The following is a 16,350-nucleotide window of genomic DNA, read 5'->3' on the forward strand; positions in this document are numbered from 1 at the left end:
GTTCGGGTCGTCCCCGCGCGCTGGAGACGACCCGAACTGCACACTCGGCGTCCGGCCCGGCCGGTCGGCTCAGTCCGTGAAGCGCTCCCCGCGCTCCACGACCGTCCCCGTGCCGCGCCCGCCGGCCGCCGCACGGTCCCACGAGTAGACCTCGGTGCCGGTCACGAACACGTTCTCGGCGCGCGAGGTCACCTCCAGCGGGTCTCCCGACCAGATCACGACGTCGCCGTCGAGCCCGGGGCGCAGCGACCCGATGCGGTCGTCGAGGCCCAGGAACGCTGCCGGGTTCGTCGTGAGCGCCTGGATCGCGACGTCGCGGTCCAGCCCTTCCTTCACGGCGAGCGACGCCTGGTGCACCAGGAAGTTGATGGGCACCACGGGGTGGTCGGTCGTGATCGCGACACGCACCCCGGCGCGGGCGAGCGCCCCGAGGTTGGCGATGTCGCGGTTGCGCAGCTCGATCTTGGACCGCGACGTGAACAGGGGGCCGAAGATGACCGGCACGTCCCGCTCGGCCAGGACGTCGGCGACCGCGGCGCCGTCGGTCCCGTGGTTGATGACGAGCTTGTACCCGAACTCGTCCGCGAGGCGCAGCGCGGTCGCGATGTCGTCGGCGCGGTGCGTGTGCTGGTCCCAGAAGAGCTCACCAGCGAGCACGCGCCCCAGGGTCTCCTTGGCGAGGTCGCGGTCGAACGGCTCGCCCTTGGCCTCGGCCGCGTCGCGCTTGGCGACATAGTTCTGCGCGTCGACGAACGCCTTGCGGATCACGTTCGCGACGCCCAGGCGCGTCGACGGGAGCTTCTTCTGGTCGCCGTAGACGCGCTTGGGGTTCTCGCCCAGCGCCGACTTCACCGACACGGCCTCGCGGATGACCTGCTCGTCGACGGTCCGACCGCCCCAGGTCTTGATCGCGACGGTCTGCCCGCCGATCGGGTTGCCCGAGCCGGGCTTGATGACGGCCGAGGTCACGCCGCCCACGAGCGCGTCGCGGAAGCCCTCGTCCTCGATGTTGATGGCGTCGAGCGCGCGCAGGGCGGCGCCGTTGGGGTCGGTCATCTCGTTGGTGTCGTTGCCGGCCCAGCCCTCGGCCTCCTCCATGACGCCCATGTGGCCGTGCGACTCGACGAAGCCGGGCAGGACCCACCGGCCCCCGGCGTCGACCGTGCGGACCCCGTCGGGCACGACGACGTCCTGGCCGACGGCCGTGATGACGCCGTCCTCGACGAGGACGGTCGCGTTCTCCAGGGGTGCGGAGGCGACGGGGACGACGTAGCCGTTCGTGATGGCGATGCTGTTGCGTGTGGTCATGCGCACCATCCTCTCCCCGACCGGGCGGGCCCGGTGCTCGGGGGTGCGCCGTGGGCGCTCCGGCAGCCGGATCCGACGCCGCGTCATGTCCCGCTAGGGTGGTCCCCGTGCTCACCCAGGTCGCCGGTCCGTTGCGCGTCGCGCGCGCGGGTCTCGTCGCGACCCTGGTGCTGGCCCTCGCGGCGCTCGCGCACCGCCTCGGCGGTGGCACGCTCCCGCACCCGCTGATCCTGCTCGCCCTGGCGTCGTTCACGATGGCCGGCGCGACGTTCGCGGCCCGCTTCCGCCTCACGTTCGGCCGGCTGGTCGCGATCCTCGGCACGGGCCAGGTCGCGCTGCACTACGGCCTGGGCTTCTCCGCGCCCGCGTCGTGCACGCCGGTCGGCGGGGGCCACGTAGGCCATGCGGGCCGTGCGGTGGCGGGCACGCTCGCGACCTGCGCGGCGAGCACCCCTGTGCCCGACGGTGTCGCGCACCTCCCGCACGAGACCCCCGCGGGAGCATGGATGGTCCTGGCGCACGTGGTCGCGACCCTGGTCGTGGCCCTGGTCGTCGCGCACGGCGAGCGCGCGCTCGGCCTGCTCCTGACGTGGCTCGCGCCCCGGCGGGCGCTCGCGGACCTCCTGCCCGCGCTGCCGGTCGTGCACCGGCCCCTCGCTCCGGCTGCCGCGCCGTCCCGCACGGCGACGGTCCACCTGCGGACCCCGACGACGCGCGGACCACCGCTGCTCGCCCGGCCCGTCGCCCTTCCTTCCTGACCCGGTCCGCGCTCGCGCGCGGGCCATCGACGAGGCCGGCCGTCCCCCGGGTACCCCCTGCGCGAGCTCGTGCCGCGCCTCATCGAGAGCGTCTTCCATGCCTTTCCAGACCGACCAGTCCCACCACTCCCACCCGTCAATCCTGTCCATGGTCGCCGACCGTCGCGGGCGAGCGGTCGCCCTCGCGCACCCCGCACCCCGCACCGGCCCGGCCCGGCTCCTCGTCGCGACGCTCGCGGCCCTCGCGACGCTGGCAGCGACCCTTCTGCTCGGCATCGGTGGCGCCGCCCCGGCCCAGGCGCACGACCGCATCATCAGCACCGACCCGGCGGACGGCGCGCAGCTCGACGCCGCGCCCGCCGCACTGACCATGACGTTCAGCACCGAGCCCCTCGCGGTCGAGCCGCAGGTCGTCGTGACCGACACGGCCGGGACCGTCGTCGCACAGGGCAGCCCCACGATCGAGGGGACGTCCGCGACGTTCCCGTGGCCCGCCGAGCTGACCGGTGACACCTACACGATCGCGTGGCGCGTCGTCTCCTCGGACGGCCACCCCATCGAGGGCACGTTCTCGTTCGCGGTCGCCGCGGCTCCTGAGCCGGCCGCGCCCGTGGCGACCGACGAGCCCGCCGTCGTGGCGCCGTCGGCCACCGAGGACACGACCGAGGCGAGCACGACGGCATCGAGCGACGCGTCCGACGCGACCGACGACGAGGCGCGCTCGATCGTGCCGCTGCTCGTCGGGCTCGCCGTGCTCGCGGCCGGCGTCGTGGTCGTCGCCGTGCTGATCGTCCGCCGCCGCCAGCAGCAGCAGGACTGACCCCTCCCGCTCCCTTCCCGGCGACGTCGTCGCCCGGGCGTTCCCGCGACCCCGCGGTGCCCCTGGTCCTGCCCCGGACCAGGGGCTCCGCGGCGCGGGCCGTCCTCGCGCGCCCCGACGCCGGGTCACGAACCGAAGGACCCACCATGTCTGCACGCACCACCCGTCGCGCGACCCTGCTCGGCGCGACCGTCACCCTCGCCCTCCTCGCGGGCTGCTCCGGCACCCCGTCGGGCACCGCTTCCGGCACCCCGTCCGGCACGGCCTCGCCGAGCGCGTCGTCCGGCGCCTCGGCGAGCACCGCGGCCGACCACCTGACCGTGACCGATCCCTGGATCAAGGCGGCCGAGTCCGGCATGACGGCGGCCTTCGCCGTCCTGCACAACGACGGCGACGAGGACGTCACGGTCGTCGGCGCCACGTCCGACCTGTCTCGCGTCGAGCTCCACGAGATGGCGACCGACGACTCGGGCGCCATGGTCATGCGCCAGAAGGAGGGCGGGCTGACCATCCCTGCGGGCGGCGAGCACGCGCTCGAGCCCGGCGGCGACCACCTCATGCTCATGGAGCTGTCCGCGCCGGTCCAGGCCGGGGCCGAGTACGACGTCACGCTCGAGCTGAGCGACGGCTCCACGCTCGTCGTCACGGCCCCCACGCGCACGTTCGCGGGCGCCAAGGAGAGCTACGACGACGGTCACGACGAGGGCCACGACATGAGCCACGATGGCTGACGTCGGCCCCGGGCCGGATGACCCGGCGGCAGGGAGCCGCCCGACCGCCCAGGCCAGGGTCTCGCGTCGCGCGTTCCTGGTCGGCGGGGCCGCCGCCGGGGCGGTCGCGGTCGCCGGTGCGGGAGGTGCGTGGGCCGGGCGGTCCACGGCCCCCGCGCGGGGAGCGGCGCCGTCGGGCACGGGGGAGACCTCGCTGCACGGCGACCTGCGCGTGCCCTTCCACGGCCCGCGGCAGGCGGGCGTTGTGACGCCTCCCCAGGCGTACCTGACGCTCGTCGCGCTGACCCTCGCGCCCGGCACGGACCGGGACGCGCTGGTGCGGCTCATGCGGATCTGGACCGACGACGTCGCGCGCCTCACGCAGGGACGTCCCGGTCTGACCGACACCGAGCCCGAGCTCGCCGAGGTGCCCGCGCGCCTCACCGTCACGGTCGGCTACGGGCCCGCGGTCTTCACGGCCGCGGGGCTCGACGACCGGCGTCCGTCGTGGCTCCGGCCCCTGCCCGCGTTCGGCGTGGACCGGCTCGAGGACCGCTGGAACGACGGCGACCTGGTGCTCCAGGTCTGCGCCGACGACGAGGTGACGGTCTCGCACGCGGTCCGGATGCTGCTGCGCGAGGCGCGCGACTTCGTGTCCGTGCGGTGGCTGCAGAAGGGCTTCCGGCGGTCGGTCGGGAGCGAGCCAGCGGGCCGGACCATGCGCAACCTCATGGGGCAGATCGACGGGACGCGGAACGTGGACCCCGTCGCGGACTCCCCGCTCGTGTGGTCGGACGGCACGGACGGTTGGCTCGCGGGCGGCACGTCGATGGTCGTGCGGCGCATCCGCATGGAGCTCGACACGTGGGACGAGGTCGACCGCTCCACGCGCGAGGCCGTCATGGGGCGCCGCCTCGTGGACGGTGCGCCGCTCACGGGCGACGAGGAGGACGACGAGCCGGACCTCGACGCGGTCGGGCCGCACGGGCTGACCGTGATCGGGCCGGCCGCGCATGTGCGGCGGGCCCGGACCGACGACCAGGCCGAGCGGTTCCTGCGTCGCGCGTACAGCTACGACGACGCTCCCGACGTCGCGGCCGACCCGGGGGCGCTCAGCAGCTCGGGACTGGTGTTCGTGACGTTCCAGGCCGACGTCGACCGGCAGTTCGTGCCGGTCCAGCGGCGGCTCGACGAGGTGGACCTGCTCAACGAGTGGACGACGCCGATCGGTTCGGCGGTGTTCGCGGTGCCGCCGGGCTGTGCCGAGGGCGAGTTCCTGGGGCAGGCGCTGCTGGGCTGACGCCCGGCCGGGGGACGGCCCGTGCGGGGCGCTCGTGGCGCTCCGGGCGGGCCGTCCCGCTGCGGTCGGTGACACCCGATGTCAGAATGTGACGGGGGTCACGTCGACTGTCTGTATCAAACGAGCGCCACCCTCCTCTGCTCAGGTGAACGCTCGGTCGTCGATGGGGGTCGTGACGGGCGTGAGGGTCGGAGGCGGCCCGTGGTGTGAGCCCTGCAGGGGGGCGCTCACGCGACGGGCCGCCTCCGGCGCGTCCGGGGTCGGTCGGCGGCGCTCTTCCTCCGATCCCTGACCACGACCTCTCGCCGCCAAGCAGCGTCGAAAGGGTGCCGCCGGCGGTGCCCTTTCGACATGTCGACGCTCAGCGCGGCGGCGCCGTGCTGAGGCGCACCGCAAGCTCGGGCAGCACGACCTCGGGCTCGTGCACGGTCGTCGGGTCCGCGATGAGCGCGATCACGTGCTCGACCGCGAGGCGGCCGGTCAGGTGGAACGGCTGGCGGACCGTGGTGAGCGGCGGTGAGCAGTACTCGGCGAGCGCGATGTCGTCCATGCCCACGACCGACACGTCCTCGGGGACTCGTCGGCCCATCTCCGTCAGTCCTCGGATCAGCCCGAACGCCATCTCGTCGCTCGCGACGAACACGGCGGTGACCTCGGGCAGGCGGCCCAGGACCAGGCCGTTGCGGTAGCCGGACTCGGGGCTCCAGTCGCCGTACAGCACGGGCGGCTCGGTGCGTCCTGCGTCGTGCAGGGCGGCCTGCCACCCGGCGGTGCGGCCGTTGGCGTCGTTCCACGAGGCGGGGCCGGCGAGGTGCCACACGGTCTCGTGGCCCAGCTCCAGGAGGTGCTCGGTCGCGACGCGACCCGCGGCGACCTGGTCGACCGCGACGACCTCGGTCGCCGACGACTGCATGCCGTCCACGACGACGGTCGGGGTGCCGTGGATGAGGTCGCCGAGCGACTCGTCGTCGCGCACGGGGACGGCGATGACGAGTCCGTCGACGCCTTGGTCGAGGAGGCGGTCGACGGCCTGGGCGATCGAGGCGGGGGAGAGCGAGGCGGTGCTCGCGGTGCTCACGAAGTAGCCGCCGTCGCGGGCCGCGCGCTGCATGCCGAGCATCATGGCGCTGCCCGAGTAGAAGTCGGTCTCGTGCGTGATGACGCCGATGGTCTTGCTGCGTCCCGTCACGAGCGCGCGGGCGAGGCTGTTGCGGCGGTACCCGGTCTGCTCGACGGCGGCGCGCACCCGGTTGCGCGTGGTCTCGTTGACGTTGGGGTGCCCCGACAGGACGCGGGAGACGGTCTGGGCGGAGACGCCGGCGACGCGGGCGACGTCGGCCATCGCGGGGCCGCGGCCCCGGGCGGGAACGGCCGTGGTCCTCCCCTGCGCCGGCTCCGTCCGTGCGGGCGGTGACGGTCGTTCCACGTGCTCTCCTTCGGGCGGTGAGGGTCCGGCGTGGGCCGTCGGGCACCTCGGTGTGCGGGGCCGCGGGTGTGCACCGCAGCGTAGTGGACGCCAACAGCGAGAGCCTGCCAAGCTCACGTCGTCGTCACCCTTCTGTTATCAGTGTTGACCATAACAGCCAGAACATGCAGCCGAAAGTGACGGGTTTGCGCAAGTCGTGGCACCCCTCGGTGAGTGGGTTGTGATCCATATCAACGTGTGCCAGAGTGTGCTCCACGCAGACCGCGGCGCCGTCGCCGCTCCATCCTCAGCACAGTGTGGTCAGAAGGAGAGTCATGAAGTCATCGATCGTCAAGGCAGTCGGGGTCGCGTCGATCCTCACCCTCGCTGCGGGCGGCCTGACCGCCTGCTCGTCGGACACGACGTCCGGTGGCTCGGCAGGCGGCGACGGCAAGGTCAAGGAGATCGAGGTCTGGACCTGGGCCGCGGGCTACGACGAGTCGGCCAAGATCTTCAACGACACGCACGACGACATCAAGATCAAGTACACGCAGATCGAGCCCGGCAACAAGGGCGGCTACGACAAGATCCGCAACTCGATCACCGCGGGCAACGCCCCGTGCATCGCCCAGGTCGGCTTCGAGACGCTCCCCAGCTTCGTCGCCGAGGGCAACGTCGTGGACGTCACCGAGTTCGCCGGGAAGGACAAGGACCTCTACGCCCCCGCGGGCTGGGCCGGCGTCAACGTGGGCGGCAAGACCTACGGCGCCCCGCAGGACCAGGGCCCCATGGTGCTCTTCTACAACAAGACCGTGTTCGAGGCGAACGGCATCGCCGTCCCCACCACGTGGGCCGAGTACCAGGCAGCGGGCGAGAAGCTCAAGGCTGCGGGCATCAAGCTGACCGGCACGTACGAGGACTACGACTACTCGGGCTTCGCCTGGCAGGCCGGCGCCCCCTGGTACGAGATCAAGGACGGCGCCTGGTCCATCACCCCCGACTCCCCGGCCAACCTCGAGGTCGCCGACTACTGGCAGGGCCTCGTCGACGCCGACGTGATCGGCGCAGGCATCTGGAGCGACGACTGGGCTGCGGGCCTCGGCGACGGCTCGATCGCCACGATCGTGGGTGCCGCCTGGTTCGCGGGCATCCTCAAGGACTCCGCCGCGGCCTCGTCCGGCGACTGGGCCGTGGCCGAGCTCCCGCAGTGGGAGGCGGGCGACGCCAAGACCGGCAACGTGGGCGGCAGCCTCTCCGCGGTCCTCAAGGGCTGCGACGACCCGGAGGCGGCGTGGACCGTCGCCAACTGGATCAGCACCGACCCCGCGTCGGTCGACGAGCTCGTCAAGGGCGGCGGCGTGTACCCGGCCTCGGTCGCGGGCCTCGAGTCCGAGCTCCTCGCCACGGGCGACGAGTACTTCGGCGGCCAGGTCATCAGCGACGTGTTCAAGACCGCGTCCGGCCAGGTCAACGAGGACTGGGCCTGGGGCCCCGGCGTCTCGACCCTCGTGGGCACGCTCGGCACGGGCATGAAGCAGGCCTACGCCAAGGAGGGCGGCGCGACCGTCGCGACCGCGCTCACCGGCGCCCGCGAGGCCACGGTCTCCGAGCTCAAGCAGCAGGGCATCGCCGTCAACGAGTGACCTGACGTCCGGCACGACCAGCACCACCCGCGCGGTTCTCGCCGCGCACGAGCAGCACAAGGCCCGACGACGCCACGCACCTCCGAGCACCGGTGCACCTGGGCGCGTGACGTCGTCGGGCACCACGACGCATCCCCCTGAGGAACCCACCATGACCACGAGCCTGACGTCGGCGGCACCGCCGCCGGTCGAGACGAAGCGCGCGGCGACCACGCCGCCCCAGCGACCGCGCAGCCGGACCAGCCGGTACGCGATCTGGTTCGTCGGTCCGTTCGTGGTGCTCTTCGTCGGGATGTACGTCGCGCCCATCCTGTTCGCGATCTACAAGAGCATGTTCCGCATCCAGCGCGACGCGCTCGGGCTGGGCGGCACGCAGGAGATCTTCGACCCCCTGTTCAACTACGCGTACGCGCTGGGCGACTCGACGTTCATCACCTCGATCGGCCGCGTGCTCCTGTTCGGCGTCGTGCAGGTGCCCGTCATGCTGGGCCTCGCGCTCGGGATCGCGCTCCTCATCGACTCGGCCTCGGCACGGGCCAAGGGCTTCTTCCGTCTCTCGAGCTTCGCGCCCTACGCGGTGCCGACCGTGGTCTCGGCGCTCATGTGGTCGTTCCTCTACTCGCCCACGAACAACCCGTTCAACCAGCTGCTCGGCCTGTTCGGGCTCGACGTCAACTTCCTCAGCCAGGACTTCGCCCTGTGGGCCGTCGCGAACGTCGTGACGTGGGGCTGGACCGGCTACAACATGATCATCATCTACGCCGCGCTCCAGGGGGTCCCGGGCGAGGTGCTCGAGGCCGCCAAGCTCGACGGCGCCTCACCGTGGCGCACCGCGTGGAGCATCAAGATCCCGCTCGTGCGGCCAGCGATCCTCCTCACCACGATCTTCTCGATCATCGGCTCCGCGCAGCTCTACAACGAGCCGTTCGTGCTCAAGCAGAGCACCGGGGCGATCGACGCGAGCTACACGCCGATCATGGCCGCACAGGCCTCGCTCCAGTCGGCCAACTACCCGTACGCGGCGGCCCAGTCGGTGCTGCTTGCGGTCGGCGTGGCCGTGCTGTCCGTCCTCTTCTTCCGTCTGACGTCCAGGAGGTCCTCGTGACCACGAGCACCGCACCCGTCCGGGCCGAGAAGACCGCGGGCAACCGCCAGCGCCGCAAGCGCACCGACGCGAAGGGGAGCCGGGGGAGCGCAGGCGGCCTGCGCGGCGACTCGATCGAGACCACGGCCACGAGCCGCATCGCGGTCACCGCGGTCCTCGCGCTCACCGCCGTGTACTTCCTGTTCCCCCTGTGGTGGCTGTTCGTCGCGGCCACCAAGGACGCCGGGTACACGTTCGCCGGCAGCCCCCTGTGGTTCTCCAACTTCGACCTCTTCGGCAACATCGGCGACCTGTTCGCGTACAAGGACGGCATCTTCGCCGTCTGGATGGCGAACTCGGCGCTCTACTCGATCGTCGGCGCGGGCCTCGGGACGCTCATCGCGGTCTCGACCGGCTACGCCCTGGCGAAGTACGAGTTCCGCGGCAAGGGCGTGCTGTTCGGCGTGGTCCTCGGTGCGGTCCTCATCCCCAAGGTCCTGTTCACGCTGCCGCTGTTCCTCATGTTCTCCGCGACGGGCATCGTCAACACCTACCTCGCGGTGCTCCTGCCCAGCATCGTGAGCCCGTTCGGCGTCTACCTGGGGCGCATCTTCGCCGCCAGCTCGGTACCCGACGAGGTCATCGAGGCCGCCCGCCTCGACGGCGCGAGCGAGGGCCGCATCTTCTTCGGGGTCAGCCTCAAGATGATGGCCCCCGCGCTCGTCACGATCTTCCTCTTCCAGTTCGTCGAGATCTGGAACAACTTCCTGCTCCCCTCGCAGGTCCTCATCTCCGAGAACCTGCGGCCCGTCACCGTCGGGCTGGTGAGCTGGAACGCCCTGGTCCAGGCCGGCCAGATCGAACGGCACATGGTCATCATCGGCGCGTTCGTGGCGGTCGTCCCGCTCATCGTCGCGTTCCTCTCCCTCCAGCGCTTCTGGCGCTCCGGACTTGCAGCGGGGGCCATCAAGTGAACCAGCAGCACCCAGCCGGCCAGGCCTCGGGCCCGGTCGGCGGACCGATCCTGCGCACCGACGGCGCGAACCTCCTGCGGGACGGGGCTCCGCACCGCCTGCTCTCGGGCTCGATCCACTACTTCCGCGTGCACCCCGACCAGTGGGAGGACCGCCTCCTGCGCCTGCGCGCCATGGGCCTCAACACGGTCGACACCTACGTCCCGTGGAACTGGCACGAGGCCGAGCGCGGCACGTTCGACTTCACGGGGTGGCGCGACGTCGAGCGGTTCGTGCGCCTCGCGGGCGACCTGGGGCTCGACGTCGTGGTTCGGCCCGGCCCGTACATCTGCGCCGAGTGGGACAACGGCGGCCTGCCGGCCTGGCTCACGGCGCTGCCCGGCGTGCGGCTGCGGTGCAGCGACGAGACGTACCTCGCAGCGGTCGCGGCCTGGTTCGACGAGCTGGTGCCGCGCCTCGCGGCGCTCCAGGCGAGCCGGGGCGGACCCGTCGTGGCCGTCCAGGTCGAGAACGAGTACGGCAGCTTCGGCGACGACCACGCCTACATGGCCTGGGTCCACGATGCCCTCGTGGCCCGCGGCGTCGACGAGCTCCTCTTCACCGCCGACGGACCCACCGACCTCATGCTCGACGGCGGCACGCTCCCGGGCGTGCTGGCCGCGGCCACGTTCGGCAGCCGTCCGGGGCAGGCGCTCGACAAGCTCACGGCCCGCCGCGGCGAGCAGCCGTTCGTGTGCGCCGAGTTCTGGAACGGCTGGTTCGACCACTGGGGCGACCCGCACCACGTGCGCGGCGCCGACAGCGCGGCGTCCGACGTGCGCGAGCTCCTCGACCTCGGCGGGTCCGTGAGCCTGTACATGGCGCACGGCGGCACGAACTTCGGGCTGACCGCGGGGGCCAACCACGACGGGACGCGCCTCCAGCCGACCGTCACGAGCTACGACTCCGACGCCGCGGTGGCCGAGGACGGCACCGTGACGTCCAAGTTCTTCGCGCTGCGCAAGGTGCTCACCGAGTACCGGGGCGACGTCGGAGACACCCAGGACGACCGGTGGATCCAGGACCCCGTCCGGCTCCCGGCGCGCGCCCTGCCTCCGGTGAGCACCCGCCCGCTCCTGCCCGCCCTGCGGGCGCTCGGTGCCGTGACCGCCGCCTCGTCGCCGCTGACGTTCGAGCAGCTCGGGCAGAACGCCGGGCTCGTGCTCCACACGGCCACACCGACGCTCCCGCCCGGCAGCAGCACGCTCTCGATCCTCGGCCTGCACGACCGCGCGACGGTCTACGTCGACGGCCACGAGGTCGGCGTCCTGGAGCGCGAGACCTCCCACCGGGGGCTCACGGTCGTCGGTCGAGGCGTGCCCGTGCGGCTCGAGATCCTCGTCGAGAACCTGGGCCGCATCAACTACGGGCCGCGCCTCGGCGAGCACAAGGGCATCCTCGGCGACGTCCTGGTCGAGCGACGCATCGTCCACGGCTGGACCTCGCGGTCCCTGCCGCTCGACCTGCTGCCCGTGGACGGGCTGTGGGGGAGCGGGGCCACCGGTGAGCCCGGTGCCGCCGACGACGCTGCCGACTCCGACAGAGCCGACGCCGTCGGGCCACAGGGCGTGATCGCCCGGACGACGCTCGACGTCGACGACCCCGCCGACGCCTTCCTCGCCCTGCCGGGCTGGACCAAGGGGTTCGTCTGGGTCAACGACGTGCTGCTCGGCCGCTACTGGGAACGCGGCCCGCAGCACACCCTCTACGTCCCCGCGCCGCTGCTGCGCGCGGGGAGCAACACCGTCACGGTCCTCGAGCTGCACGAGGTCGGCTCCGACCTCGAGCTGAAGGACGAGGCCGTCCTCGGCGAGCCCGAGGAGTACGTCGAAGAGCTGTGACGCCCGTCGGTCGGGGGACGGCCGATGAACTGCTATCGAAGGAGACAGCACATGGTTCGACATTCCCCTGGCCCCCGGGCCGGTTCCCTCCCGGGCGGCGGCTCGCGCCGCGCCCGCCGGCTCGTGGCGCTCGCCACCGCGGTCGTGGTGCCGTTCGCGGCGCTGCCGGTCGCCGCCCTCCCCGCGGCGGCCACCAGCAGCACGGCCCAGCTCTCGGCCCTGGGCCTGACGGCCGAGCAGGTCGCCGCGGCGAGCGCCGAGGGCGCGGCGACGCTGCGCTCTCCCCAGCTCGACGTCCAGGTCGCGGCCGACTTCCCACGGGTCCTGAGCTACACCGACCGCGCGTCGGGAGCCTCGCTCGCGGGCAGCACCGCGACCGTGGCGAAGGTGCGCCTCAACGGCACCGACCGCACCGTCGCGGTCGAGGCCCACGAGCCCGGTGAGACGAGCCGCGACTACCGCCTGACGTTCCCCGACCTCGCGGGCGTCAGCATCGACACGCGCCTCGAGGTCGACGGCAGCGCCGTGACGTTCCGCGTCACGGGCGTGACCGACACCGAGGCCTTCCGCGTCGGGACCATCGAGGTCCCCGGCCACGACCTGCTCTCCGTCTCGTCGGCCGACCCGTCGGCCGTCGTCGCCTCGGCCGTGATCAGCCCGGACCGCGGCAAGGTCGGCGACACGTTCACGAGCGTCACGGCGCAGACCCCCGTGAACGCGAACCCGGTCGGGTCCGCGTACGCGATCGTGAGCACGAGCGCGCTGTCGGCCACGATCGTGACCAACAGCGTCTACGACGAGGCGAACGGCAAGGCTGCCGCGGACGGCAACCGCCTGCAGCGCCAGGCCCGCGCGGCCGACGGCGGCGTGCGCGTCGGCGTCTGGAGCGGCGCCTGGACCTATCGGGCCCAGGGCTCGCCCGTCACCGAGGAGCTGCCGTACGCGACCGTCGTCGTGACGGCCGACGCCAACGCCGACGACAAGGTCGACTGGCAGGACGGGGCGATCGCGTTCCGCGCGACCGCACCCAAGGCGCTCGGCGCCGACCAGGTCGCCGACCGCGTCGTGACCCACATCCCGTTCAACTTCGCCTCGCAGGCCACGCACCCGTTCCTGCGCACGCTCGACGACGTCAAGCGCATCTCGCTCGCGACCGACGGACTGGGCCAGATGGCGCTGCTCAAGGGCTACGGCTCCGAGGGCCACGACTCCGCGCACCCCGACTACGGCGGCAACTACAACGAGCGCGCGGGCGGCCTCGAGGACATGAACACGCTCCTCGAGCAGGGCGGCGACTGGAACGCGGACTTCGGTGTCCACATCAACGCGACCGAGGCCTACGCCGAGGCGAACGCCTTCTCGGACGAGCTCGTCGACCCGTCGGCCAAGGGCTGGAACTGGCTCGGTCAGTCGTACTACATCGACCAGCGCCGCGACGTGAACAGCGGGGACCTGGCCGCGCGCATCGGCCAGCTCGCCGACGAGACCCGGGGCAACCTGGACCTGCTCTACGTCGACGTCTACTACAACTTCGGCTGGCAGGCCCGCGCCCTCGCGGACGCGGCCCGCGCCAACGACCTCCAGATCGCGACCGAGTGGTCCGACAAGTTCGAGGCGAGCTCGCTGTGGAGCCACTGGTCCGCGGACGAGAACTACGGCGGCGCCGCGAACAAGGGCCTGAACTCCCAGATCGTGCGCTTCATCGACAACGCCGAGAAGGACACCTGGAACCCGCACCCGCTGCTCGGCAACGCGCGGCTCGTCGAGTTCGAGGGCTGGACCGGGCAGACCGACTGGAACGCGTTCTACAAGAACATCTGGACGACCAACGTCCCGACCAAGTTCCTCCAGCACCAGGAGATCGTGCGCTGGGGCACCGACCGGATCGACTTCACGGGGGACGTCTCGGCGCGCGGCCAGGCCGCGGCCGACCGGCAGATCCTCGTCGGGGACGCCGTGGTCGCCCAGGGCGGCACCTACCTCCTGCCGTGGAACGCGTCCGACGCCCCGGGGCTCGAGGGAGAGGCTGCCGAGAGCAGCAAGCTCTACCACTACAACCCGGCCGGTGGCTCGACCACGTGGACCCTCACGGACGAGCTCTCCGGCGCCACGAGCCTGACGATGTACAAGCTCACGACGACGGGCCGCGAGAAGGTCGCGGACGTCCCGGTCACGGACGGCAAGGTCACGGTCGAGGCGACCGCGGGCCAGCCATACGTCCTGTACCCGCAGGGCGTCACGACCCCCTCGGCCGAGGACGTCGCGTGGGGCGCCGCGAGCGGCATCGTCGACCCCGGCTTCAACGCCGCGACGCTCGACGCGTACGAGACGACCGGCACCACCGGCATCGAGACGCTGTCCAACGGGCAGCGCGTCGCGACGCTCGGCGCGGGCGCCTCGTCGCTGAGCCAGCAGCTCGGCGAGCTCCCGACGGGCACCTACGCCGTGAGCGCGTGGGTCGAGGTCCAACCCGGGAAGTCCCGTTCGACCACTCTGTCCGTCTCGGGCGAGGGCGTCGCGCAGACCGCGAGCACCGTCGTCGAGCGCTCGACCGCGAAGAACCTCGTCGCGGCCGACGAGAAGAACAACCGCTACTACCAGCGCGTCCAGGTGCTCGTGGACGTCGCGGGCCCGGCCCGGCCGACGCTGACGGTCTCCGCCTCGGCGGGCGACGCCGTCGTGCGGGTGGACGACCTGCGGGTCGTGAGCGCCACGCGCTCGGTGGCCCCGGCCGTCGAGGGCGAAGCGGTCGTCGCGTTCGACGACTTCGAGAACGTGACCCAGGGCTGGGGACCGTTCGTCAAGGGCGACGCGGGTGGCGTGACCGACCCGCGCACGCACATCGCCAAGCGCAACGCCCCGTACACGCAGGCCGGCTGGAACGGGAAGCTCGTCGACGACGCGCTGTCCGGCGACTGGTCGCTCAAGGCGCACGAGGAGAACAAGGGCCTCGTCTACCGCACCGTGCCCAGCACCGTGAAGCTCGAGGCGGGACGCCAGTACCGCGTGAGCTTCGACTACCAGTCGGGCAACGGCGGCGAGTACCAGTGGGTCACGGGCTACGACTCGGTCGCGAGCGGCGCCCCGGCGTCGGTCGAGACCCATTCGACCCCGCTGGGCCAGCAGCGCACGACCGCGACGTTCTCCGAGGACGTCGTGGCGAGCGGCTGCGGCGACACCTGGGTGGGGCTGCGCAAGCTCACCGCGGGCGGCAACCAGTCCGACCTGATCCTCGACGACTTCCGCGTCGTGGACCTGGGCCCGGCCGAGGCCACCCCGGCCTGTGCGTCGCTCACGGTCTCCCCGGGACCGGTCGCGTTCGAGCCCGACGTCGCGAGCACCGTCACCACGCGCCTCACGGTCCACGAGCCCGTGGCCGTCGCGGACGTCGCCGTGACGCTCGCCGTGCCCGAGGGCTGGGAGGTCGAGGCGACCAACGCCTCGACCGCTGCCACGCTCCCCGCAGGCGGCGTCCTGACCACGACGTGGAAGGTCATCCCGCACGGCAAGATCACGGCCGACGCCTACACGCTCACCTCGGGCGGCACGTACACGACCACGGCGGCGCCCGTCGGGAAGCGGTCGGTCGAGGCCGGCCAGTCGGTGTGGGTCGTCGTCCCGCCGAACGGCGGCGAGAACTGGGTCAGCGACCTGCCCTTCGTCTCGACGACGAACGGGTGGGGACCGGTCGAGCGCGACCTGTCGAACGGCGAGCAGGGCGAGAAGGACGGCAAGCCGCTCACGCTGCGCGGCGTCGTCCACGAGAAGGGTCTCGGCACGCACGCGAACGCGTCCGTCCGGGTCTTCCTCGCCGGTCAGTGCGAGGCCTTCACGGCGACCGTGGGCGTCGACGACGTCCAGGCGACCAAGGGCACTGTGCAGTTCAAGGTCGTGGGCGACGGCACGCAGCTCGCCCAGACCGAGGTGCTCAAGGGTGGCGGCAAGACCGTCGACCTGAACGTCCCGGTCACCGGTGTCCGCTACCTCGACCTGATCGTGACCGACGGCGGTGACGGCAACGGCAACGACCACGCCGACTGGGGCTCCGCCAAGGTGTCCTGCGCCGACCCGGTCGAGCCCGAGCCCGAGCTCGAGGTCACCACGACGGCCACCTCGCAGTGCACGGGCGCGCGCGCCCAGGTCACGGCGCGCGCGGTCAACGAGGAGGACTTCCCGGTCGACGTGGTGGTGACGACGCCGTACGGCACCAAGACCTTCACCAACGTCCAGCCCGGCAAGAGCGCGAGCCAGAAGTTCAACTCGCGCAGCGAGGCGATCGAGGCGGGGACCGTGACGTTCACCGCGACCGCCACGGTCGACGGCAACGAGGTCACGACCACGACCGAGAGGTCGTTCGAGGCCACGAGCTGCCGCTAGCCGCTCGGGCCGGCCCTCCGGGGACGGCCCTCCGGGGACGGCCTTCGGGCCGGCCGGTGCGCGACCAGGACGCCCCGGGACTCTTCAGGAG

General features: G+C 72.3%; 11 protein-coding genes. 9 read left to right on the forward strand and 2 right to left on the reverse strand.

The window, feature by feature from the left end; all coding sequences use genetic code 11:
- Positions 1 to 69 precede the first annotated feature (69 nt).
- Positions 70 to 1,308, reverse strand: coding sequence for an amidohydrolase (locus ACFRCR_RS08835; protein ID WP_377676850.1), 1,239 nt, complete (start codon positions 1,306 to 1,308; stop codon positions 70 to 72).
- A 107-nt stretch (positions 1,309 to 1,415) separates the two neighbouring features.
- Between ACFRCR_RS08835 and ACFRCR_RS08840 the strand changes: the two genes are divergently transcribed.
- The 4 genes from ACFRCR_RS08840 (at position 1,416) to ACFRCR_RS08855 (ending at position 4,896) form a co-directional block, all read left to right on the forward strand.
- Complete coding sequence (locus ACFRCR_RS08840) at positions 1,416 to 2,066, forward strand: hypothetical protein (RefSeq protein ID WP_377676852.1); 651 nt, start codon at positions 1,416 to 1,418, stop codon at positions 2,064 to 2,066.
- A gap of 97 nt (positions 2,067 to 2,163) precedes the next feature.
- Positions 2,164 to 2,886 (forward strand): copper resistance protein CopC, encoded by a 723-nt coding sequence (locus ACFRCR_RS08845; RefSeq protein WP_377676853.1) that lies wholly within the window; start codon positions 2,164 to 2,166, stop codon positions 2,884 to 2,886.
- Positions 2,887 to 3,032: 146 nt separating this feature from the next.
- On the forward strand, positions 3,033 to 3,617 hold the full coding sequence (locus tag ACFRCR_RS08850) for a copper chaperone PCu(A)C (RefSeq protein WP_377676855.1): 585 nt from the start codon (positions 3,033 to 3,035) through the stop codon (positions 3,615 to 3,617).
- The gene (locus ACFRCR_RS08855) at positions 3,610 to 4,896 is read left to right on the forward strand and encodes a Dyp-type peroxidase (protein ID WP_377676857.1); all 1,287 of its coding nucleotides are present in this window, start codon (positions 3,610 to 3,612) and stop codon (positions 4,894 to 4,896) included. Before ACFRCR_RS08850 ends, ACFRCR_RS08855 begins: the two co-directional genes overlap by 8 nt.
- A 361-nt stretch (positions 4,897 to 5,257) precedes the next feature.
- On the opposite strand, the gene ACFRCR_RS08860 is transcribed toward ACFRCR_RS08855, so the two are convergent.
- The gene (locus ACFRCR_RS08860; protein ID WP_377676859.1) at positions 5,258 to 6,322 is read right to left on the reverse strand and encodes a LacI family DNA-binding transcriptional regulator; all 1,065 of its coding nucleotides are present in this window, start codon (positions 6,320 to 6,322) and stop codon (positions 5,258 to 5,260) included.
- Between the two features lie 314 nt (positions 6,323 to 6,636).
- On the opposite strand from ACFRCR_RS08860, the gene ACFRCR_RS08865 reads away from it, so the two are divergent.
- From ACFRCR_RS08865 to ACFRCR_RS08885, 5 genes are all read left to right on the forward strand, one after another.
- Positions 6,637 to 7,944 carry an ABC transporter substrate-binding protein gene (locus ACFRCR_RS08865; RefSeq protein WP_377676861.1) on the forward strand — a complete coding sequence of 436 codons (1,308 nt, stop codon included), beginning with the start codon at positions 6,637 to 6,639 and terminating at the stop codon, positions 7,942 to 7,944.
- A gap of 151 nt (positions 7,945 to 8,095) precedes the next feature.
- Positions 8,096 to 9,049, forward strand: a complete 954-nt coding sequence (locus ACFRCR_RS08870; protein ID WP_377676862.1) for a carbohydrate ABC transporter permease — start codon at positions 8,096 to 8,098, stop codon at positions 9,047 to 9,049.
- On the forward strand, positions 9,046 to 10,002 hold the full coding sequence (locus tag ACFRCR_RS08875) for a carbohydrate ABC transporter permease (RefSeq protein WP_377676864.1): 957 nt from the start codon (positions 9,046 to 9,048) through the stop codon (positions 10,000 to 10,002). Before ACFRCR_RS08870 ends, ACFRCR_RS08875 begins: the two co-directional genes overlap by 4 nt.
- Positions 9,999 to 11,882: a beta-galactosidase gene (locus ACFRCR_RS08880; protein WP_377676866.1), complete on the forward strand. Its 1,884-nt coding sequence runs from the start codon at positions 9,999 to 10,001 to the stop codon at positions 11,880 to 11,882. Before ACFRCR_RS08875 ends, ACFRCR_RS08880 begins: the two co-directional genes overlap by 4 nt.
- Before the next feature lie 51 nt (positions 11,883 to 11,933).
- A complete protein-coding gene (locus ACFRCR_RS08885; RefSeq protein ID WP_377676868.1) occupies positions 11,934 to 16,259 on the forward strand; it encodes an endo-alpha-N-acetylgalactosaminidase family protein in 4,326 nt (1,441 codons plus the stop codon).
- Positions 16,260 to 16,350 lie beyond the last annotated feature (91 nt).

Origin of the sequence: Oerskovia sp. NPDC056781, assembly GCF_042789955.1 — a bacterium.
GTDB lineage: Bacteria > Actinomycetota > Actinomycetes > Actinomycetales > Cellulomonadaceae > Oerskovia > Oerskovia rustica.

What these genes read in the sequence shown, in the direction of transcription:
- ACFRCR_RS08835 (WP_377676850.1), bottom strand. Translation starts at nt 1,308, where the DNA reads ATGACCACACGCAACAGCATCGCCATCACGAACGGCTACGTCGTCCCC.
- ACFRCR_RS08845 (WP_377676853.1), top strand. Translation starts at nt 2,164, where the DNA reads ATGCCTTTCCAGACCGACCAGTCCCACCACTCCCACCCGTCAATCCTG.
- ACFRCR_RS08850 (WP_377676855.1), top strand. Translation starts at nt 3,033, where the DNA reads ATGTCTGCACGCACCACCCGTCGCGCGACCCTGCTCGGCGCGACCGTC.
- ACFRCR_RS08855 (WP_377676857.1), top strand. Translation starts at nt 3,610, where the DNA reads ATGGCTGACGTCGGCCCCGGGCCGGATGACCCGGCGGCAGGGAGCCGC.
- ACFRCR_RS08865 (WP_377676861.1), top strand. Translation starts at nt 6,637, where the DNA reads ATGAAGTCATCGATCGTCAAGGCAGTCGGGGTCGCGTCGATCCTCACC.
- ACFRCR_RS08870 (WP_377676862.1), top strand. Translation starts at nt 8,096, where the DNA reads ATGACCACGAGCCTGACGTCGGCGGCACCGCCGCCGGTCGAGACGAAG.
- ACFRCR_RS08885 (WP_377676868.1), top strand. Translation starts at nt 11,934, where the DNA reads ATGGTTCGACATTCCCCTGGCCCCCGGGCCGGTTCCCTCCCGGGCGGC.